20 protein-coding genes and 1 pseudogene are annotated in these 19,385 nt (G+C 47.2%); 16 read left to right on the plus strand and 5 right to left on the minus strand.

Annotated features, from left to right (window positions below; all coding sequences use genetic code 11):
* The 4 genes and pseudogenes from RWM02_RS09585 to RWM02_RS09600 all read right to left on the minus strand — a co-directional run.
* A pseudogene (locus RWM02_RS09585) lies at nt 1-181 on the minus strand (ABC transporter substrate-binding protein); the annotation flags it as partial.
* Between the two features lie 323 nt (nt 182-504).
* Nucleotides 505-1,239, minus strand: coding sequence for an amino acid ABC transporter ATP-binding protein (locus tag RWM02_RS09590; protein WP_314071673.1), 735 nt, complete (start codon nt 1,237-1,239; stop codon nt 505-507).
* 8 nt (nt 1,240-1,247) lie between these two features.
* The gene (locus tag RWM02_RS09595; protein ID WP_314071675.1) at nt 1,248-1,922 is read right to left on the minus strand and encodes an amino acid ABC transporter permease; all 675 of its coding nucleotides are present in this window, start codon (nt 1,920-1,922) and stop codon (nt 1,248-1,250) included.
* Nucleotides 1,909-2,562, minus strand: a complete 654-nt coding sequence (locus tag RWM02_RS09600; protein ID WP_314071676.1) for an amino acid ABC transporter permease — start codon at nt 2,560-2,562, stop codon at nt 1,909-1,911. Before RWM02_RS09600 ends, RWM02_RS09595 begins: the two co-directional genes overlap by 14 nt.
* A gap of 155 nt (nt 2,563-2,717) precedes the next feature.
* Here RWM02_RS09600 and RWM02_RS09605 point away from each other — a divergent pair, with 155 nt between their 5' ends.
* The 8 genes from RWM02_RS09605 to RWM02_RS09640 all read left to right on the plus strand — a co-directional run bounded on the left by RWM02_RS09605 (nt 2,718) and on the right by RWM02_RS09640 (nt 9,753).
* Nucleotides 2,718-3,707 (plus strand): agmatine deiminase family protein, encoded by a 990-nt coding sequence (locus RWM02_RS09605; RefSeq protein WP_314071677.1) that lies wholly within the window; start codon nt 2,718-2,720, stop codon nt 3,705-3,707.
* Nucleotides 3,708-4,628: a cation diffusion facilitator family transporter gene (locus tag RWM02_RS09610; protein WP_314071680.1), complete on the plus strand. Its 921-nt coding sequence runs from the start codon at nt 3,708-3,710 to the stop codon at nt 4,626-4,628.
* A 14-nt stretch (nt 4,629-4,642) separates the two neighbouring features.
* Entirely contained in the window at nt 4,643-5,110 is a 468-nt protein-coding gene (locus RWM02_RS09615) for a low molecular weight protein-tyrosine-phosphatase (protein ID WP_314071683.1), read from the plus strand.
* A 101-nt stretch (nt 5,111-5,211) separates the two neighbouring features.
* Nucleotides 5,212-6,084 (plus strand): carbon-nitrogen hydrolase, encoded by an 873-nt coding sequence (locus RWM02_RS09620; protein ID WP_314071686.1) that lies wholly within the window; start codon nt 5,212-5,214, stop codon nt 6,082-6,084.
* A 723-nt stretch (nt 6,085-6,807) separates the two neighbouring features.
* Nucleotides 6,808-7,881, plus strand: coding sequence for a transglutaminase-like domain-containing protein (locus tag RWM02_RS09625; RefSeq protein WP_314071688.1), 1,074 nt, complete (start codon nt 6,808-6,810; stop codon nt 7,879-7,881).
* Nucleotides 7,878-8,207 (plus strand): aryl sulfotransferase, encoded by a 330-nt coding sequence (locus RWM02_RS09630; RefSeq protein WP_314071690.1) that lies wholly within the window; start codon nt 7,878-7,880, stop codon nt 8,205-8,207. The genes RWM02_RS09625 and RWM02_RS09630 overlap by 4 nt, the downstream gene beginning before the upstream one ends.
* The gene (locus RWM02_RS09635; RefSeq protein WP_314071693.1) at nt 8,200-8,460 is read left to right on the plus strand and encodes a heavy-metal-associated domain-containing protein; all 261 of its coding nucleotides are present in this window, start codon (nt 8,200-8,202) and stop codon (nt 8,458-8,460) included. The genes RWM02_RS09630 and RWM02_RS09635 overlap by 8 nt, the downstream gene beginning before the upstream one ends.
* 15 nt (nt 8,461-8,475) lie before the next feature.
* The gene (locus RWM02_RS09640; protein WP_314071696.1) at nt 8,476-9,753 is read left to right on the plus strand and encodes a M20/M25/M40 family metallo-hydrolase; all 1,278 of its coding nucleotides are present in this window, start codon (nt 8,476-8,478) and stop codon (nt 9,751-9,753) included.
* 389 nt (nt 9,754-10,142) lie between these two features.
* On the opposite strand, the gene nth is transcribed toward RWM02_RS09640, so the two are convergent.
* Nucleotides 10,143-10,778, minus strand: a complete 636-nt coding sequence (gene nth, locus RWM02_RS09645) for an endonuclease III (protein WP_314071698.1) — start codon at nt 10,776-10,778, stop codon at nt 10,143-10,145.
* Nucleotides 10,779-10,887: 109 nt separating this feature from the next.
* Here nth and RWM02_RS09650 point away from each other — a divergent pair, with 109 nt between their 5' ends.
* The 8 genes from RWM02_RS09650 to RWM02_RS09685 form a co-directional block, all read left to right on the plus strand.
* Entirely contained in the window at nt 10,888-11,700 is an 813-nt protein-coding gene (locus RWM02_RS09650; RefSeq protein WP_314071700.1) for a peptidylprolyl isomerase, read from the plus strand.
* A gap of 10 nt (nt 11,701-11,710) precedes the next feature.
* Entirely contained in the window at nt 11,711-12,775 is a 1,065-nt protein-coding gene (fbaA, locus tag RWM02_RS09655) for a class II fructose-bisphosphate aldolase (protein ID WP_314071703.1), read from the plus strand.
* Between the two features lie 8 nt (nt 12,776-12,783).
* On the plus strand, nt 12,784-14,121 hold the full coding sequence (locus RWM02_RS09660) for a MotA/TolQ/ExbB proton channel family protein (protein WP_314071705.1): 1,338 nt from the start codon (nt 12,784-12,786) through the stop codon (nt 14,119-14,121).
* Nucleotides 14,108-15,175, plus strand: coding sequence for an OmpA family protein (locus RWM02_RS09665; protein WP_314071707.1), 1,068 nt, complete (start codon nt 14,108-14,110; stop codon nt 15,173-15,175). Before RWM02_RS09660 ends, RWM02_RS09665 begins: the two co-directional genes overlap by 14 nt.
* 40 nt (nt 15,176-15,215) lie before the next feature.
* The gene (locus tag RWM02_RS09670; protein WP_314071717.1) at nt 15,216-16,250 is read left to right on the plus strand and encodes a 1-aminocyclopropane-1-carboxylate deaminase; all 1,035 of its coding nucleotides are present in this window, start codon (nt 15,216-15,218) and stop codon (nt 16,248-16,250) included.
* Complete coding sequence (gene hisD, locus RWM02_RS09675; protein ID WP_314071710.1) at nt 16,247-17,542, plus strand: histidinol dehydrogenase; 1,296 nt, start codon at nt 16,247-16,249, stop codon at nt 17,540-17,542. The genes RWM02_RS09670 and hisD overlap by 4 nt, the downstream gene beginning before the upstream one ends.
* A gap of 402 nt (nt 17,543-17,944) precedes the next feature.
* The gene (locus RWM02_RS09680; protein ID WP_314071712.1) at nt 17,945-18,166 is read left to right on the plus strand and encodes a hypothetical protein; all 222 of its coding nucleotides are present in this window, start codon (nt 17,945-17,947) and stop codon (nt 18,164-18,166) included.
* An 8-nt stretch (nt 18,167-18,174) separates the two neighbouring features.
* On the plus strand, nt 18,175-19,385 hold a 1,211-nt coding region (locus tag RWM02_RS09685), incomplete at its 3' end, for a DKNYY domain-containing protein (RefSeq protein WP_314071715.1).

A 19,385-nucleotide genomic window follows, 5' to 3' on the forward strand; every position in this document is an offset into this window, starting at 1 on the left:
GGTTTTTGCCCTCTTTATCGACGTAGCCAAACGGCGGTTTGTCGCTAAAAACGCCCACGCGTACGTATCCGCGCTCTTTGATTTTAGCCAAAGCGTCCGCTTCGGCAGCCTGCAAATTGGCCTGACCCGTTAGAAAGACGGCGGCGAATATTGCCAAAAATGAAAACAGAAGTTTTCTCATTCTTTCTCCTTTAAAATAAAGTGCGCAAAATATACAAAAGCTTGACTAAAATGCGACTAAATTTGTAGTTTTTCAGACAGCGAGCCCAGAGAAAAATCAAATTTTGTTTAAAAACGTAACGCTAAATTTAAAATGGAGTGTAAAATTTACTCAAAATAAATTTATAGATTTAATTTTAGATTTAAGAAACGGCTAGTGGATTAAATTTGCGCGGGTTATTTTGAGTAAATTTGAGTTGTTTAAATGGTAAAGACGCAAGGTTTAAAAGCTAAATTTGACGAAAAGCTCTCAAATTTAGCCTAAAAAGATCAAATTTAAAACCCCTAAAACGAAAATAAATTTAAAAACTTCTTCGCGCGTTCGCTTTTTGGATGTGTGAAAAACGCCTCGGGCTCGCTCTCCTCGACGATTTTACCTTCATCCATAAAGACTATACGATTCGCCACCGAGCGAGCAAAGCCCATCTCGTGCGTTACGATCAGCATCGTCATGCCCTCTTTGGCGAGGTTTATGACGACGTCTAGTACCTCGCGCACGATCTCTGGATCCAGCGAGGCCGTTATCTCGTCAAATAGCATGATCTCGGGCCTCATGCAAAGCGCGCGCACGATAGCGATGCGTTGCTTTTGCCCGCCGCTAAGCTCCTTTGGATAGGCGTATTTTTTATGTTTTAGGCCGACTTTTTCCAGCCACGCTTCGGCCTCTTTTTCGACCTCTTCGCGGTTTCTTTTTTGCGCTTTTACCGGGCCTAGCACGATGTTTTCGATGACGTTCATATGGTCAAACAGCTCGTAGTTTTGAAAAACCATGCCTACTTTTTGGCGGATTTTGATCCAGTCTTTGTAGTCTTTATCGATCTTTTCGCCGGCTATCTCTATCTGCCCGCCGTCAAATGGCTCAAGGCCGTTTATGCAGCGCAGAGTCGTGCTTTTACCGCAGCCCGAGGGTCCTAGGATTACCACTACTTCGCCGTTTTTGACGCTAAGGTCAATGCCTTTTAGCACCTGTAAGTCGCCGTAAGATTTGCTTAAATTCGAGAGTTTTAAAATTTCGCTCATTTGATTCCTTATGCCCATCTGTTTTCAAGTATCTTGGATAGTTTTGAGATAGGATAGCAGACGAGAAAATATAACAAAAATATAAAGCCGTATATCCAAAATGGCACGGTCGGATTTGCCGTTAGGCTTGCCGTCTCGATCGTTTGCTGTCCGACTTTTAGCAGGTCGGGCACGCCGATGAGGGCGACGATCGGGGTGGTTTTGATGATACGGCTTAGCAAATTTACGCCTGCGGGCACTAGGCGGCGCGTAGCTAGCGGGATCACGACGTAAAGATAAATTTGAGCCTTGCTAAGCGCTAGAGCCGCCGCGCTTTCAAACTGATGCCGCGGTATCGAGACGATCGCGCCGCGCACGATATCCATCATCTCAAACACGCCCCACAGGCTAAAGACGATGAGCGAGGCGTTAAATTTGGAAATATCAAGCCCAAAAGCCTTGCTCGCGCCGTAGTAAAACAAAAATAGCCAGACGATTTGGGGCATTATGCGTACGATCTCGAGGCAAATTTTTAGCACGAAAAAGATAAATTTGTTTTTTGAGCTCATAGCCACGCCCAAAAACGTGCCCAAAATGAGGGAGACGACGATCGAGATAGCTGAAATCTGCACGCTCATCCACAGCCCCTCGAAAATCAGCCGCTTTAAGACCAGCGGATCGAATAAAATATTAACTCCGTCCAACTCTCATCCTTTTTTCAAGCCAAAATAACGCCAAAGATATCGGTAAAATGATAATCAAATAGCTAACTACGAGCATAAAAAGCGCCTCGTCGGTCATGTAGTAAAGCCCGATGATATCCTTCGTCGCATAGACTAGATCGGGCAGGGCGATGATGCTGATGACCGAGGTTTCTTTGATGAGAAAGATGACGTTAGCGGCAATCGAAGGTATCGAGACGCTAAAAGCCTGAGGCAAGATAACGTAGCGTAAAATTTGCCCCTGCGTGAGCGCGACGCTAAGCGCGGCCTCGATCTGCGTCTTTTTCACCGCCTCAAAGCCGAGCCTAAAGCTCTCGGCCATATAGCTGCCGCCTAGAAACGCAAGTCCAGCAACCGCACAGGTAAAGGCGCTCAAATTTAGCCCGAATTTGCTAAGTCCGTAGTAGAGAAAAAAAAGCTGTATAAGCAGCGGCGTGTTTCTAGAAACCTCGATGTAGCCGTTTACGACGGATGTTAGGATCTTGACCTTGTAAAATTTAACCAGCGTGCAAAATATACCGATAACAAGCGAGAGCAAGATGCCGTAAAGCGAGAGCTTGACTGTGAAAATGCCCGCTTTTACGAACATCGGCGCAAATTCTTTTATAAACTCAAAATCCATAAATTTTTTAGCTTCTTTTTGATAATTTCGCGAGATTGTAGCGAAAGCAAACTAAATTTAAAACTAATTTTGTATGATTTATTTTAAAATTTAAGCTTGCAAAAGGTATCATAACTCCTAAATTTTGATAGAAATTATTTAAATAAAGGACGAATTTGAGAGCGTTTGCAGAGTGGGAAAAACAAGAGCTGATATTTTTATCGTTGCCGCACGAAAACACCGACTGGAAGCCGTATCTGGACGAAATTTTAGACGCATACGAGAGGCTGGTTGCAGCTATCGTACCGTTTCAAAAGGTCGTTTTGATCTGCCCTGAGGAGAGGATTTTTCGGGAGCGATTTGCGAAATTTGATAACGTAGAGTTCGTAAAAATCGATACCGATGATACGTGGATACGCGACTACGGTATGATAGACGTAGAGGATGGCGCCAAAATCCTCAGCTATGATTTCAAATTTAACGCTTGGGGCGGCAAATTTGAAAGCTCGAAAGATAACGCCGTAAATTTGGAGCTAGCTAAGCGTTTTAAAAGCGATTTGCGAAGTATCGATCTCGTGCTTGAGGGCGGCAGTATCGATTTTAACGGGCACGGCACGCTGCTAACGACCGAAAAGTGCCTACTAAACGACAACCGCAACTCTCATCTAAACAAAGATCAGATCGAAGCGCGGCTTAAGGAGCTTTTTGGCCTTGAGCGCGTGATATGGCTTAAAAACGGCTTTATAAAGGGCGACGACACCGATAGCCACGTCGATACGCTGGCGCGTTTTATCGCTCCGGACACCATCGCATACGCCTCCTGCGACGATCCAGCCGACGAGCATTTTAGCGAGCTAAATGCGATGAAAAAAGAGCTTGAAGGCACGGGCTTTAAGCTCGTGCCGCTACCGCTTCCTAAGGCCAAATTTTACGGCGGCAAGAGGCTTGGGTGCACGTATGCGAATTTTATCTTTATAAACGGCGCCGTGATCGTTCCGACGTATAATGATGATAACGATAAAATCGCGCTCGAGCGACTAGCGCAGCAGCTGCCTAATCACAAGATAATCGGCGTAGATTCGCTCGTTTTCGTGCGTCAAAACGGCTCGCTGCACTGCTCCTCACAGAATAGATTTTTAGGCGCAAGAAGCGAAAGCGAAATCTAAATGCAACTAAACGATGCTGGCATAAAAAGGCAAAATGAAATTTTAGGTCGCAGAGCCGTGATGGTCGCGGGTGCGACGGCGTTTACACTAGCCGTGGTTAAATTTGCCGCAGGTTTGATCGGCGGTTCGGTGGCGGTGCTTAGCTCGGCGATCGATTCGATGCTTGACCTGCTAGTTTCCGCGCTAAATTTTTTCGCGATCCGTAAATCCCAAGCCGCGCCCGATGCAAAATTTAACTTCGGCTACGCCAAGCTAGAAGCGCTTGCGGCGATGTTTGAGGGCGTTTTGATCGTGGGTGCTGGTGCGTTTATACTTTACGAGAGCGTGCGTAAGCTGCAAACGGAGCAAGCGCCCGTAGATACGGCTTTTTCGCTCTATGCGATGGCGCTATCGGTCGCGGTTACGGGGCTACTGGTCGCCTACCTCTCCCGCGTCGCTCGCCGCACGAGAAATTTGATCGTTAGAGCCGACGCGCTGCACTATAAAAGCGACCTTTTTAGCAACCTAGCCGTTATCGCCTCGCTTATATTGGTCGAATTTACGGGATTTGCCGCGATAGACGCCGTTTTTGGTATAGTGATTAGCGGCTACATCGCCGTTAGCGCGATAAATTTGATGAAAGAAAGCGTAGGCGTGCTGCTTGATAAAGCGCTAGATTTCGAGATAACAGCGCAAATCGAGGAGATAATCCGCTCGCGCCCTCAGATAACGAGCTATCACGGACTAGCTACCAGAAAGAGCGCAAACGTCTGCTACGTCGCGGTTCATCTAGTCTTTAACCGCGAAATTTCGCTTTACGACGCGCACAAAATTTCAGACGAGATAGAGGCCGCTATCAGGGCTAAATACGGCGAGTTTGAGTGGCAGATCACGACGCATCTTGATCCGTGCGATGATCAAAACGGCTCGTGTGAATGCTAAATCAAAGGAAAAATATGAAAATTTTATTCGTTTGTCACGGAAATATCTGCCGCTCGACTATGGCGCAGTCCGTTATGCAAAATTTGAGCCAAAAGGCGGGCCTGGCAGAGCGCCTTATCATCGACTCGCGCGCCACTCACGAGGACGAGATAGGCGAGCCGCCGTATTACGAGACGGTGTGGGTTTTGAAGCAAAACGGCGTGCCCGTGACGCCTCACAAAGCGACCTTGATAACGCAAAAAGATTTTGATAACAGCGACCTTATCTTGATAATGGACGATGAAAATTTAAGGACTTTAAAGCGTAAATTCGGCGCTGAGGCTAAATTTGACGAAAAAGTAAAATTCCTGCTCGAATTTAGCGATGCCTCAAGCGGCAAAATAATCGCCGATCCATACTACACCCGCGATTTTGAGCGGTGCTACGAGGATGTTTCTAGCTCTTGCGCGGGCTTGCTTGAAAGGCTGAAGCAAATTTTATGAGCCGGCGGGAGCGGTAAAATTTAGATTGCCGGCCGGCCGTTCAAGCCCTAATTTATCCCCGCTTTGATATAATTTTGAAATTTTAAATCGTAAGGAAAAATATGAAAGTAGCGCTAATCCAACAAAAATTTCACGGCACCAAAGACGCGACCGTTCAAAGGACGCTCGAGCTCGTGCGCGAAGCTAGCGGCGGCGGGGCCCAGCTCGTGGTGCTTCAGGAGCTGCACCAGATGCAGTATTTTTGTCAGAGCGAGGAGACGAGGTTTTTTGATCTTGCTGAGGGTTGGGAAAACGACGTCAAATTTTGGGGCGAGGTAGCGCAGCAAAACAGCGTAGTGCTCGTCACTTCGCTCTTTGAAAAGCGCGCGGACGGCCTATATCACAACACCGCGTTCGTCTTCGAAAAAGACGGCAGCATCGCGGGCAAATACCGCAAAATGCACATCCCTGACGACCCGGGCTTTTACGAGAAATTTTACTTTACTCCGGGCGACATCGGCTTTGAGCCCATAGATACGAGCGTAGGCAGGCTCGGGCTTTTGGTGTGCTGGGATCAGTGGTATCCCGAGGCTGCGCGCCTCATGGCTCTGCGCGGCGCGAAGCTACTCATCTATCCGACCGCGATCGGCTGGTTCGAGAGCGACGAAGAGGCGGAAAAATCGCGTCAGCTGGAAGCCTGGGTCGCCGTGCAGCGCGGACATGCGGTCGCAAACGGCCTGCCCGTGATCGCCGTAAACCGCGTGGGCTTTGAAAATGACGAGAGCGGCGTGATGGACGGGATCAAATTTTGGGGCAACAGCTTTGTTTTCGGCGCGCAGGGCGAGGAGCTTTTCCGCGCCGATAGCCAGAGCGAGCTGTGCTGCATCGTCGAGATCGATATGGCCAGAAGCGAGGAAGTGCGCAGGATTTGGCCGTTTTTGAGAGACCGAAGGATAGATGCGTACGCAAATTTAACAAAAAGATTTATTGATTAAGGCTCGTCTTTTTGGTTTATACTTCGTTGGATCTAAATTTTACTCGGTCACTACCGACTAGGTAGCTCCCATCGTAAAATTTAGATCCGCCTCGTCTAAAACCACAAAAATACTTCGCCTTTATTTTATCTTGGCGGCTTGTCTCGCGAGCGCTTTTTGCGGATTTCGTTAAAATTTGACCGGGTAGGCTACATTCCTTATCTTCGTCAAATTTTAACTTCTTCTGCTTGCAGCTGCGAGCTTGCGAAGCAGAAAACCCCAAAAATCATCTCACGATACTTCGCCTTGACTTTTTATAGTCAAATTTACAAATTTTACCCGCCGAGACCCGTACCTTTAAAACTCCAAATTTAAACTCGCGACGCTTTGCCTGTAAGGCAAAGCAGTGTCGCCACCTTAAAAGCGTCGTAGGGGGAGGGGGATTAAAGGGGGTGGGGAGCGACTTCGCAATTTAAGCCACCACCCCCTTTACAATAAAGTAAAAAACAACCTCAAACGGTTGTTTTTTGCGCAAAGAACCTAGCTTGCAACGCCAAATTTAACTAAACCAAATTTAGCACTTTCGCGGTGTAGGTCTCGGCCGGTAAAATTTAAAAAATTATCCAAATTTGACCACGCCCAAACGACTCGCGAAAATACAGCTATTTAAAGCCAAATTTAGCCTTTCTTAGTAAAATACCGCCCAAGAGTTGCGGGACAACTATTATTTATACAAGGCATTTCATGCAAAGACGCGATTTTTTAAGAAACACTGCGATTTTAGGCGCCGTTATGGCAACTCCGAGCACCGTTTTTGGAGGGAGCAAGGCCGTGGGCAACAAGAGGGTTTTTGACGTAACTCTAAATCACGAAATTTTAGAGGCGGGCAAGAAAACCAGGCTGTGGATACCGCTACCGTTCATTAGAGAGTATCAAAGCGTGAGCGACGTCAAATTTGACGGCAATTTCGCTAATCCGTCGGTGAACTACGATGCGATCCCGACGCTTTACGTGGACTACGCCGAGGTGGCAAAGCCTACGCTTAGCGTTAAATTTAGGGTAGAGACCTTCGAGCGAAAAACAGATTTTAGCAAGGTTGAATTTAACCCGAAAGAAAAGCTAAGTCCCGAGATTGAGCATTTTCTAAAACCGACCCAACATATCCCAAACGACGGCATCGTAAAGCAAAAAGCAGAGGAGATCACTAAAGGCGTAAAAGGCGATCTGGAGCGTGCGAAAGCGATCTACACGTGGGTGGCAAACACTATGCAGCGCGACAACAGTATCCTAGGCTGCGGCACGGGCGACGTAAAAGCAATCCTTGAAAGTGGCAAGCTGGTGGGAAAATGCACCGACATAAACTCCGTATTCGTGGGGCTCTGCCGCGCCGTGGGTATCCCTGCGCGCGAGATTTTTGGCATCAGAGTAGGGCAGAGCAGATTTTCAAACGAGATGGGAAAGGCCGATGAAAAGGGCCTCGCAGCGATCTCTGGCGGTCAGCACTGCAGGGCGGAATTTTATCTAAAAGGCCACGGCTGGATACCGGTCGATCCTGCGGACGTCGCGAAGGTGCGTCTAGGAGAGAAGCTAAGCAACGACGATAGTAAGCTTGCTAAAGTGCGCGAGTTTTTGTTTGGCAACTGGGAGATGTGCTGGATCGGCTTTAACGACGCGCGCGACTTCGTGCTATCGCCAAAGCCTGCGGAATTTCCGCTAAATAACTTCGGCTATCCTTACGGCGAAGTGGACGACAACGTGCTAAATTATTATTCTCCGAAAGATTTTAGCTACGACTACAAGTCTCAAGAGGTCAAATGAAGGGCTTTTGGCTAGCTCTGGCGTCGGTTGCGAGCGCGCTGGCGGCTACTCTTTGCTGCCTGCCCGCGCTTTTATTTTTGATTTTCGGCGCTTCATTTAGCCTGCTAAGCTCGGAGGCTATAGAGAGCCTAACCGAGCTGAGACCCTATTTTACCGCACTTGCCGCGATCTGCTTTGCGGCGAGTGCGTTTTATTTTTTCAAAAAGCCAAAATCCTGCGATATCGCAAATCGCCGCAAAAAATGGATCTTCATCTACGTTTTTTTGGCTATTTTTGTGATTATTCTGCTATCATATCCCGAAGTTTTAGGAAAAATTTATGAATAAAATTCTATCTATTTTACTGCTTGCAAGCGCGGCCTTCGCAAATCAAAATTTTGTTATCAAAGTCGAGGGAATGCACTGTCCGCTGTGTACGGCGATGGTGCGAAAAGCCCTGCTGAAGGTAGATGGCGTCATCAGCGCCAAGGCTAGCCTGCACGATAAAACCGCCCGCGTCGAGACGAAAGACGGCGTGAGCGAGAAACAGTTGCTAGATGCTGTGGCGACGACGGGCTACACGGGCGAGACCCTCAAGTAAATTTAAGGAGCAAACATGCAAAAAAACGAGGTTATGAACGATTTTAAGAAGCTGTGCGAGATACCCCACTGCAGCTGCGAAACGGAGCAGATGAGGGAGTTTTTGGCTGATTTTGCGCGCTGCCTGGGCTTTAGCGTGGACGTCGATGAGGCGGGCAACATCCATGCCGTAAAGGGCGAGCCTAAAATCTGCCTGCAAAGCCACTATGACATGGTTTGCGTGGGCGCGGCGCCAAATTTAGAGCTCATTGAAGAAAACGGCACCCTAAGGGCGAAAAACTCGACTCTGGGCGCTGATGACGGTATCGGCGTGGCGATGATGATGGGCGCGATGAGGGAGTTTGCGAATTTGGAGTGTCTATTCACCAACGACGAAGAGGTCGGGCTCGTGGGTGCAAACGCCTTTAAGGGTAAAATTTTATCGCCGAATCTGCTAAATTTAGACAGCGAGGAGGATGACCGCGTGACGCTGGGCTGTGCCGGCGGCATAAACGTAAGCGCGAAAATCGGCGCGCAGAGCGTCAAAAAGAGCGGTAAAATCTACGAGATCGGCGTTACCGGGCTTAGCGGCGGGCACTCGGGCAACGAGATACATAAAAATATCCCAAACGCGACGAAGCTGCTGGCGAAATTTCTCGCCGAGGAGGGCTGCGAGCTTATTAGTCTGGATTTTGGCGAGAGGAGCAACTCGATCCCCGCAAACGCCGTGTGTAAGGTGCTGTGCGCGCATGAGCCAAAGCAGCGCGGCCTAGCGTGGGTAAAGAGCCTAGGCGAAGGCGAAGCGGACGTGCTGGTAAACAGCGGCAAAATTTTGGCGCTAATTAACTCCTTCGCTCAGGGCGTGCGCAGCTACGACACGCAGCTTGACATGGTAAACGAAAGCATAAATCTCTCGACCGTTAAGCAAAAAGAGGGCGTGATCGAGTTTGACTTTTTCGGACGCGCGATGAAGCGCGAGGGGCTTGAAAATCTGGGCTTTGAGACTGCTACGCTGGCTAGCGCGCTGGGCTTTGATGTGAGAGTAGCCGACCGCTCGGCGAACTGGGCGCCGTGCATCAGCGACTTCGCGCATCTGGTGCTTGAGGAGCTGCAAAAACAAAAGCCGCAGGCTAAATTTGCCGCCGTGCACGCAGGCCTTGAGTGCGGCGTACTGGTCGCAAAACAGCCCGAACTGCAAGCCTGCTCTATAGGCCCGAATATCCACTCGCCTCACTCGGTGAATGAGCACTGCGAGATAGCGTCGGTGGAGATGATGGCGGAGGTGGTGAGAAACATCATCGCTAGGCTTCAGTAGCTCGGAACGGCTTGTCTTTTGAGCATCTAATTTTAAGTCTACGGCAGACTACTTGTCTAGCCTTGACTTAAAATTTCCGCACAACATTCAAATCCGTCTCAAAAATACTTCGCCTTTAAAATTCTTGTGGTGGCTTGTCTCTTGTTGCCCCATGATTCGTTGTATTTAGATTTTACTCGGTCACTACCGATGAGGTAGCTCCCGCCCTTAAATTTAAATCCGCCTCGTCTAGAACAAAAATATTTCGTCTTAGCTTCTTACATCCAAATTTGATTTAAATTTGCAGCGATTTTTTAAAACACAGCCGCAAACTCATCCGTCAAGCGTTAGAAATCCAATTTTTCCAAATTTCAGCTCTAAATTTAAGCCCGCGTTCTTGAGTTAAAATTTTACGGAAAATTCTTATCCTTGCTGCTGCACAGCTCGTTTAAAAAGCACTCTTTGCAGTTTGGCTTTACCGCCTTACAGGTGTAGCGGCCAAAAAGCACCATTGCTTGATGAAGCGTATTTAGCTGCGTTTTAAAGGCTTTAGTTAGATCAAGCTCGACGGCTTCGGGCGTCTTGCCCCTGCTAAGCCCAAGCCTATGCGCCACGCGAAAAACGTGCGTATCCACAGCCATCAAATTTGATCCAAAATGCTCGATCAACACGACGTGAGCGGTCTTTTGCCCCACGCCCGCTAGACTCATCAGTTCTTTTTCGGTTGTCGGTATCTCGCCGCCAAATTCGCTCATAACGCTCTTTGCCATTTTGATCAAATTTTCGGCCTTGTTGTTAAAAAAGCTACAGGAGCTGATGAGTGCTTTTACGCTGGCTAGATTTGCCTGCGCTAGGCTAGCGACGTCCGGGTATGCCTCAAAAAGCGAAGGCGTGATCAAATTTACGCGCTTATCGGTGCACTGCGCGCTTAACATCACGCACACGAGCAGCTCGTAGAGGCTCTGAAATTTAAGCTCACTGCCCGCGTCTTTGAAATTTTCTAAAAATAAATTTTTGATAGCGTTTATATCTTTTTTCGTTCTCATAGCGCCGATTTTAGCCGTTTTTATTTAAATTTTCGATGAATTATAACTTATATTTAATGACTTTCCTGCTATAATCACCCTCACAAAAATCTAAATTTAAGGAACAAAGATGAATAAAATTTTATTCGCATCTCTTAGTTTGGCTGCGGCTCTAAGCCTAAACGCGGCGGAATACGCCACCGTAAACGGAACTGCCATAACCGATAAAGACGTGGCTTTCACGCTTGCTGCTATGCCTGGCGTAACTTTGGAGCAACTACCTAAAGACACTCAAAAAAAAGTGATCGACGAAACTATCAACAGAAAACTACTTCTAGACGAGGCTAAAAAGAGCGGGCTAGATAAGAGCGACGAATACAAAGCTGCGCTTGAAGAGTTAAAAAACAACCTCGCGCTCGATCTTTGGATGAAGAGAATTTTCGATAATATCAAAGTTAGCGAAGGCGAAATCAGCGACTTTTACAACAAAAATAAAGCCGAATTCGCAATGCCTGCGCGCGCAAAAGCTAAACATATCCTAGTAGCTGCCGAAAAAGACGCAAACGACGTAATAGCTGCGCTAAAAGGACTAAAAGGCGACGAGCTAGTTAAAAAATTTGAAGAGCTAGCAAAATCTAAATCGATAGACCAAGGTTCTGCGGCTAACGGCGGCGAGCTAGGATGGTTCGAGCAGTCTCAAATGGTAAAACCTTTCGCAGATGCCGCATTTGCACTTAAAAAAGGCGAGATAACTCAAAAACCTGTTAAATCAAATTTCGGCTACCACGTAATCCTAAAAGAGGATAGCAAGGCTGCCGGTACCGTAGGTCTAAACGAGGTTAAACCTCAAATCGAGGGCAACATAAAGATGGAGAAATTTAGAAACGATATCAGAAAAAGAGGCGACGAGCTTCGCGCAAAAGCTAAAGTAGAATATAAATAAGGTCGATAAAATGGGTGTTTTAGACGTAGTAAAGGCCGGCGTTTTAAGCGGCGATGACGTAACTAGGCTATATAAATACGCAAAGGAACATGGTTTTGCCATACCTGCGGTAAACGTGGTCGGAAGCGACTCGGTAAATGCTGTTTTAGAGGCGGCGAAGACGGCTAACTCACCCGTTATCATCCAGTTTAGTAACGGCGGAGCCGGCTTTTACGCCGGCAAAGCCTGCGGTAATGCCGACGTACTAGGAGCGGTAGCGGGTGCGCAGCACGTGCACTTGCTAGCCAAGGCTTACGGCGTGCCGGTGATCCTTCACACCGATCACGCGGCTAGAAAACTACTGCCGTGGATCGACGAGCTGGTTAAATTTAGCCGCGAATACAAAAAAGCTCACGGCGTGCCGCTTTTTAGCTCGCATATGCTTGATCTTAGCGAGGAGAGCTTGGATGAAAATCTAAGCACTTGCGAGAAGTATCTAAAAGAGCTTAGCGAGCTTGGCATCAGCCTAGAAATCGAGCTTGGCGTAACCGGCGGCGAAGAGGACGGCGTGGATAACACGGGTGTTGATAATGCGCTTCTTTATACGCAGCCTGAAGACGTCGCGCAGGCATATGAGCGACTAAGTAAAATCAGCGATAGATTTAGCATAGCGGCCAGCTTTGGTAACGTTCACGGCGTGTATAAGCCGGGCAACGTCGTGCTTCGACCGGAAATTTTGAAAAACTCGCAAGCATACGTTGCGGATAAATTTCAAATTCTAACTGATAAGCCCGTAAATTTCGTATTTCACGGCGGTAGCGGCAGCGAGCTAAAGGATATCAAAGACGCCGTCAGTTACGGCGTGGTAAAAATGAATATCGACACGGATACGCAGTGGGCGTTTTGGGACGGCGTGAGAGCGTATGAGCTCAAAAACAGAGCCTATCTGCAAGGTCAAATCGGCAACCCCGAAGGCGACGATAAGCCTAACAAAAAATACTACGATCCGCGTAAATGGCTACGAAGCGGCGAGGAGTCGATGGTAAAACGCCTACTAACCGCATTTGAAGATTTAAACTGCTTAAATAGAAATTAAGGCCCATAATGGAACCCAAAAAAGAAGCGAGAAGCGATAATTTCACCGATTTGGCGCTGCCTGAAGTAAAAAGCAGGCGGTCATTTTTCGTTTATGCGAAAATCGTATTTTTGCCGACGGCGATATATCTCGTCGCGCTTCTTGGGTATTTTGGATATATAAATTTCCAGATCGGCCTACACACGGTCGTTATGATGGGCGTTATTTGGGTGATCTCGCTAATCTTTGCTAAAAATAGCGCCGAGCTTGCTTGCTGCTATTTCGAGCAAAGCGGAGTTGATTTTAAGCGAAATCTAAAAGAATACATCATCAAACATCTTTTAGTTATCGGCAAAGATACGAAGTCAAACGCCGGATTTGACGAATTTGTCGCCTATTACACCAGAAATTTACGTAACGAAAATTTTGCTTCCGTGGGTGCAGGCATCTTTCCGATGCTGGGCATATTAGGAACGTTTATCAGTATCGCGGTTTCTATGCCGGAGTTTAACTCATCAAATACGATGGAGCTTGAGGCTGAAATTTCGACACTTCTTAGCGGCGTGGCGACTGCGTTTTACGTCTCTATCTACGGTATTTTTCTAGCTCTTTGGTGGATATTTTTTGAAAAATACGGAACGAGCAAATTTGAAATGCTGGTGCGAAGACAAAAAAATGCTACGAGCGACTTTTTCTGGACGAAAGAGGAGCTTGACAGAAGGTATTTGCAAGAGAATTTAAGACACTTTGAGAAGATCGGAGTGATATTTGAGCACGTTAGTAACGCCGAGTTCTTTGAGGAGCTGGATAAGACTATCGAGGCTAAATTTAAAACTTTTACAAATATCTTGAAAAATGAAGAGGAGGCCGTCAAACTAAGCGGCGAGCACATCAAGCAAACGATGAATACGCTGTTAAAATCCTCAAAAGATCAAAAAGATTTGATCAAGGTCCATGCCGAAATCTTAAACGTTATCAATAAATTTAACGGCAATATCAAAGACATGCAGTTAAAATTTGCCGAGCAGTACAACCGTCTATACGACGTGGGCGGCGAGCGCATGGCAAGGCTAGAAAAGAGCGTGGGCGAGCTTGAGTATAACATCAAAATTTTTAGCGAGTCGCTTTCTAAATTTAGCGGCGAAATTTTAGAAAAACAAAAGCTAGCGATGGAGGGCTTCAAAGAGAGCCTGATCGAGGGCGTGCAGGCGTTTAAAAAGGCTTTTGACGCCGAAGCCGGCGAAGTTTACGAGGATAATAGCGCGCTCATTGAAGGGCTAAGGCAAGACATCGACGAACTCGACAAAGAGGCAAACGAGATCTTGCAAACCATCGAAAAGGCGAGTATGCTAGATGAAAACGCGTAGTGAGGGCAAAAGCGGCGACCAGACCTTTTGGATATCGTATGCGGACCTGATGGCCGGGCTGATGTTTGTTTTTATGCTCATCATCGGCGCCGTCGTCGTAAAATACGTCCTTAGCCAAAGCGATCTAGCAAAACTGCAAAAAGACTTGAGCGAACGCGAAAAGCAAATCGCCTCATCTCAAAGCGAGCTTGCGCGCAAAGAAAACGTCATAAAAGAAATTTTTTCAAATTTGGACCGCGCAAAGAGCGAAAACAAGGAGCTTGCCGACATAAACAGGCTAGTAAACGAGATGCTTGAAGGCGTCAAAAAAGAGAAAAACGAACTCACGAATCTAACCCAAACCTACGAGATAAATCTAAACGATGCGAATAAAACTATCGCGGATTTGCAGGATAGAGTGCTACAGCTGGGGCAAATTTTAGCGCAAAAAGACGAGGCGCTAAATGAACTAAACGCAAAATACGGCGATGAAGTCTCAAGATATGCCGCGCTCGAAGAGGATTTTAACAAAACAAAAGACAAGATCAAAGACATCAGCTCGCTTCGCTCAAACGTCATATCAAATTTACGCGCTAAACTCGGAAACAAGGTCAGCATAGATCCAAGCTCGGGCGTCGTGTCGCTGCCTGAGTCTATACTTTTTGACACGGGTTCATACGAGCTAAGAGATGAGGCAAAGGCGCGTCTAAAGGAAATTTTGCAGACTTATTTTGAGGCGATTTTAAATAACGAAGAGATCGCAAAACACATCGACAGAATCGTGATCGAGGGACATACGAACTCTGTTGGTAGCTACATGTACAACCTTGATCTCTCGCAAAAGCGCGCGTATTCGGTGCTGGATTTTATCTACTCGTGGAACAAGGATAAGCGCCTAGAGCACTATCTCATCGCTAGCGGGCGCAGTTTTAGCGATCTGGTGATGAAAAACGGCAAAGAAGACCCCGACGCCTCAAGGCGCATCGAGATCAAATTTTCGATCTCGGACAAAGAGTCGATGAAAGAGATGCAAGATCTCTTGGAGCGGCAAAATCAAAAGTATTCAAAAGACTAAATTTAACGGACTCGAGTTTTACGTACTTCGCGACGATATGATGGATGGCGAATTTAACGGAAATAAAGCTAGAAAGCTGGAGTATTTCTTGCATGCTGGTCTTGGCGGTATAAAGCGCGTCGTTAGCTACGGCTCAAGCCAGTCAAACGCGATGTATAGCTTAAGCGTTTTTGCGAAGATGAAGGGGCTCGAGTTTCACTACGTCGTTTCAAATTTGAACTCAAATTTGGCGTCAAATCCGATCGGAAATTTTAAATTCGCCCTTGAAAACGGGATGAAAATCTATGTAGATGAAGATAGATGGGCGCGGGCTAGGGCTTTAGCCTATGAGCTTGCCGGGCTAAAAGAGAGCGAGATTTGTGGCGGCGAGACGTTAAATTTAACGGACAATCGCAGCCAAAACGGGTCAAATTTAAAAGACTCCGGCGGGTTAAATTTGAGCAAATTTGACGAACAAACGGAGCTCGCGGGCGTAAAATCCAGCAAATGCATAAGCCATAAAAGCTCGAATTTTGAAAAATCCGCAGATCAAACAAGCTCAAATTTGCCTGCCGCGCAGGATTGCTTCATCGGCGATTCGCTTTTTATAAACGAGGGCGTTTGGCAGCCGCAGGCGGAGATGGGCTTTATCTCGCAGGCTAGGCAGATAGAGCGCTGGGCGGAGGCGGAGGGTAAAACCGTGGATATATTTTTGCCTTCAGGTACCGGCACGTCGGCGGCGTTTTTGGCTAAGCATGTCAAATTTGACGTCTATACCTGTCCTTGCGTGGGTGACGCGGATTACCTAAAAAGCGAGATCGAGGCGCTGACGCCAAACTCGAAGGCGCGCATTTTGCAGCCGCCCAAAAAATATCATTTCGGCGATCTAAAGCCGGAGCTTTATCAAATTTGGCGCGAAGTATGCGAGCAAACGGGGATAGAATTTGAGCTCATTTACGATCCGGTGGGCTTTTTAACGATGATGGCAAACCTGGGCACGTTTAAAAACGAGATTTTATACATCCATCAAGGCGGCGCGCTCGGAAATATCAGTCAAAAACTAAGATACGAAAGAAAATTTAAGGAGACGAGATGAAGTTTTTGCTTACTAGCAACGAAAATTTTAAGGACTATTTCGCGACTTTGGTGAACCGCTCAAACGGCGATATGAGCGCGGTTATGCCCGCCGTTTCGCAGATACTTGAGGATGTGCGCGCTAGAGGCGACGAGGCGCTCTTTGAGCAGATAGAGAAATTCGACCACTGGAAACCTGACGCAAATAGCCTAAAAATCGGCACCGACGAGATGCAAAAGGCCTACGACGGCATAGATAGCTGCCTGCGAAACGCGCTGAATTTAGCCTTTGATCGTATCAAAAGCTACCACGAAAAAAGCCTACCTAAAACATGGATGGAGCACGATGAGCACGGCGTTTTGCTAGGTGCAAAATATACCCCGCTAGACCGCGCCGGACTATATATCCCCGGAGGCAAGGCCGCCTATCCTAGCTCGCTTCTCATGAACGCCGTACCGGCTCTGGTCGCGGGAGTTGGAGAGATCGCGGTCTGCACGCCTGCCGTCGGAGGCAAGGTAAACGCGCTGCTTCTAGCCGCCATGCACGTTTGCGGCATCAAGGAAGCCTATAAAGTCGGCGGCGCCTCGGCGGTAGCGGCGATGGCCTACGGCACGCAAACGATCAAAAAAACCGACGTCATCACGGGTCCCGGCAATATATACGTCGCGACGGCCAAAAAGCTCGTCTACGGCGAAGTAAATATCGATATGATTGCGGGCCCTAGCGAGATCTGCGTCATCGCCGACGAGAGCGCCGACCCTCGCCACATTGCCGTGGATCTGCTCTCGCAGGCCGAGCACGACGAGATGGCTAGCGCCGTGCTCATCACGCCTAACCAAGCCTTCGGCGCGGCGGTGCAAAGGCATATAAACGAGGAGATCAAGACTCTAGCCAGGCAGCCCATCGCGCAGGTTAGCATCGATAAAAAGGGCGCTATCATCGTAGCTAGCGATCTTGATGAGTGCGTGAGGCTGGCTAACGAGCTAGCGCCCGAGCACCTAGAGATCGCCACAAACGACGCTATGGAGCTAGCAGGGCAGATCAGGCACGCGGGAGCGATATTTATCGGGCACTTCACGCCTGAAGCGATGGGCGACTATATAGCTGGGCCCAATCATACGCTGCCTACGGGCGGTAGCGCGAGATTTTACTCGCCGCTCGGGGTTGAAAATTTTATGAAGCGCACCTCGCTCATCTCGCTAAACGCAAAAGGCATAAGCGAGCTGGGAAATGCGTGCATGAAGCTAGCCGATGCCGAGGGGCTGGGGGCGCATAAGCGCTCGGTCGCGGTTAGGCTCGAAGCTCTTAAGTGATTTTATGACGTTATCTCTTGGACGCTTTTTGAAGGGCTAGTAAAAATAAATACTCACGGACAACCAGTCCGCTCCGTTTTATTTTTACGTCGCGACTTCAAAAATCGCCTCAAGATATAACGCCTTGTATTTAAATTTGTTTCTGTCCGTCGATGGACTTTGCGTCCTATCTTGGGACTAAATTTGATAAAAACATTTAAATTTGCTCAAAAATTCTTTGCCGCGAGTTTGGCGTGCGAAATTTGAAGGCTTTTATGAAGTGATTTTTCGGATGCTTTTTGAAGGGCTAGTAAAAAAATACTCACGGACGATCGGTCCGTTTCGTTTTATTTTTACGTCGCGACTTCAAAAATCATCTCAAGATGTAACGCCTTTTTTGTTTAAAGTCAGTTTTGCCCGTCGATGGACTTCGCGTCAAACGGCTCATACGGCGATGTTTATGCAAGCGGCGATAAGACTTATTATATCGACGCTATGGTGCGGGCTCGCGACAAACCCGTAGTGCAGGCAGTTAGCGAGCATAACAATAGCTATAAAATTTTATGGTTTTTGATATTTTTGATAGTTTTTGGCTTTGCTTTTTCGGTTTGGAGCTCTTATAAAAAGGCTAAGGAAAGGTTATAAGAAATTTTATGAAAATGAGTAAGAAAAGGTGGGTGATATTGCTTGTCGCGGCTTTTGTAGCGCCATACTTGATACTTATTTTTTTCTACTACGTAGCACAGAGTCAAAACAAATTTGAAAATATCGACGGGAGCGGCTTTTACCGCTCGCCTGATGGCGAAATTTATGCTGATATCGCGCATAGTGGTAGGTATTTGCTAAAGGGCGTGGATAAAGATAGCTTTCGCGTCTTAAATTTACAGCAACATTACTACTACTCAAACGTAGCGGCTGATAAAAACAATGTCTACTGCTCAACTAAGATACTGCAGGGGCTTGATCCAAAAAGCGCTCATTTGCTTGGAAACGGCTATTTGACTGATGGCAAGATAAGCTACTTTTGCAGCTCAAAAAGCGAGAAAGAGCCTGGATTTAACGAGTTTATCGCCGTTATAAAAAGCGTTGCTAATCTTTTTATAAAAAGCTATGAGGACAGCTCTTATTTTTATAAAAACGTACGCATTGATAGCGTAAATTTAGAGCCTGTTTTTGACATGGGCTTTGCAAAAGATGGCGAGACGCTTTACTACATGGGCGAAAAGCTAGACGCGCAGCCTGGTGAGCTAAGATACATCACGGCAGAAAATGGCGCTCACAGCGGATATTACACAGATGGCAAAAGCCTATTTTTGGGCGAGCATAAGCTTGATACGAGCTACACAGATGAGGTGCGCCAGATATGCTACGACCCTAAGCATGACATAGAATATCTTTTTGAACTAAAAAGTGGGGCGGCGTTTGCAAATGAGCGTAAATTTAGCGCTCAGCAGATGCCTTATAGTGCCATTTATAGCGTGGATAACGTGCACTCTTTTTGGCCTCTTTTTGCCAGCAAAGATGGAATTTACTTTTGGGATAGCACGAAAAACGAACAAGCTAAAATTTCAGACTACCAACTAAAAGGCGAGCTAAAAAGGCTCTATGCTGACGTTTTTGTAGATGAAAATTCAGCGTATTTCTTGCAGCAAGGCGAAGAGTGGCAGCGCTCAAGGCACGGCAGACACTTAGTAGCACAAACGGTCTCTTTATATAAATTTGCCCCAAGTAGCTCTTGGCGTGAGATAGGGCCGGTAAAAGATGGCGAGTATGGTGCGGTGTATGCAAACAGCGATAAGCTCTATTTTTTTAGCAAGATAAAGCCATTTTATGGCATAAAGCATAGCGTTTATGAGGTGGCGGA

It is taken from the genome of Campylobacter showae (assembly GCF_963515975.1).
GTDB lineage: Bacteria > Campylobacterota > Campylobacteria > Campylobacterales > Campylobacteraceae > Campylobacter_A > Campylobacter_A showae_F.

What these genes read in the sequence shown, in the direction of transcription:
- RWM02_RS09615 (WP_314071683.1), top strand. Translation starts at nt 4,643, where the DNA reads ATGAAAATTTTATTCGTTTGTCACGGAAATATCTGCCGCTCGACTATG.
- RWM02_RS09635 (WP_314071693.1), top strand. Translation starts at nt 8,200, where the DNA reads ATGAATAAAATTCTATCTATTTTACTGCTTGCAAGCGCGGCCTTCGCA.
- RWM02_RS09630 (WP_314071690.1), top strand. Translation starts at nt 7,878, where the DNA reads ATGAAGGGCTTTTGGCTAGCTCTGGCGTCGGTTGCGAGCGCGCTGGCG.
- hisD (WP_314071710.1), top strand. Translation starts at nt 16,247, where the DNA reads ATGAAGTTTTTGCTTACTAGCAACGAAAATTTTAAGGACTATTTCGCG.
- RWM02_RS09650 (WP_314071700.1), top strand. Translation starts at nt 10,888, where the DNA reads ATGAATAAAATTTTATTCGCATCTCTTAGTTTGGCTGCGGCTCTAAGC.
- RWM02_RS09610 (WP_314071680.1), top strand. Translation starts at nt 3,708, where the DNA reads ATGCAACTAAACGATGCTGGCATAAAAAGGCAAAATGAAATTTTAGGT.
- RWM02_RS09590 (WP_314071673.1), bottom strand. Translation starts at nt 1,239, where the DNA reads ATGAGCGAAATTTTAAAACTCTCGAATTTAAGCAAATCTTACGGCGAC.
- nth (WP_314071698.1), bottom strand. Translation starts at nt 10,778, where the DNA reads ATGAGAACGAAAAAAGATATAAACGCTATCAAAAATTTATTTTTAGAA.
- RWM02_RS09600 (WP_314071676.1), bottom strand. Translation starts at nt 2,562, where the DNA reads ATGGATTTTGAGTTTATAAAAGAATTTGCGCCGATGTTCGTAAAAGCG.
- RWM02_RS09640 (WP_314071696.1), top strand. Translation starts at nt 8,476, where the DNA reads ATGCAAAAAAACGAGGTTATGAACGATTTTAAGAAGCTGTGCGAGATA.
- fbaA (WP_314071703.1), top strand. Translation starts at nt 11,711, where the DNA reads ATGGGTGTTTTAGACGTAGTAAAGGCCGGCGTTTTAAGCGGCGATGAC.
- RWM02_RS09625 (WP_314071688.1), top strand. Translation starts at nt 6,808, where the DNA reads ATGCAAAGACGCGATTTTTTAAGAAACACTGCGATTTTAGGCGCCGTT.
- RWM02_RS09680 (WP_314071712.1), top strand. Translation starts at nt 17,945, where the DNA reads ATGGACTTCGCGTCAAACGGCTCATACGGCGATGTTTATGCAAGCGGC.
- RWM02_RS09665 (WP_314071707.1), top strand. Translation starts at nt 14,108, where the DNA reads ATGAAAACGCGTAGTGAGGGCAAAAGCGGCGACCAGACCTTTTGGATA.
- RWM02_RS09660 (WP_314071705.1), top strand. Translation starts at nt 12,784, where the DNA reads ATGGAACCCAAAAAAGAAGCGAGAAGCGATAATTTCACCGATTTGGCG.
- RWM02_RS09620 (WP_314071686.1), top strand. Translation starts at nt 5,212, where the DNA reads ATGAAAGTAGCGCTAATCCAACAAAAATTTCACGGCACCAAAGACGCG.
- RWM02_RS09670 (WP_314071717.1), top strand. Translation starts at nt 15,216, where the DNA reads ATGGATGGCGAATTTAACGGAAATAAAGCTAGAAAGCTGGAGTATTTC.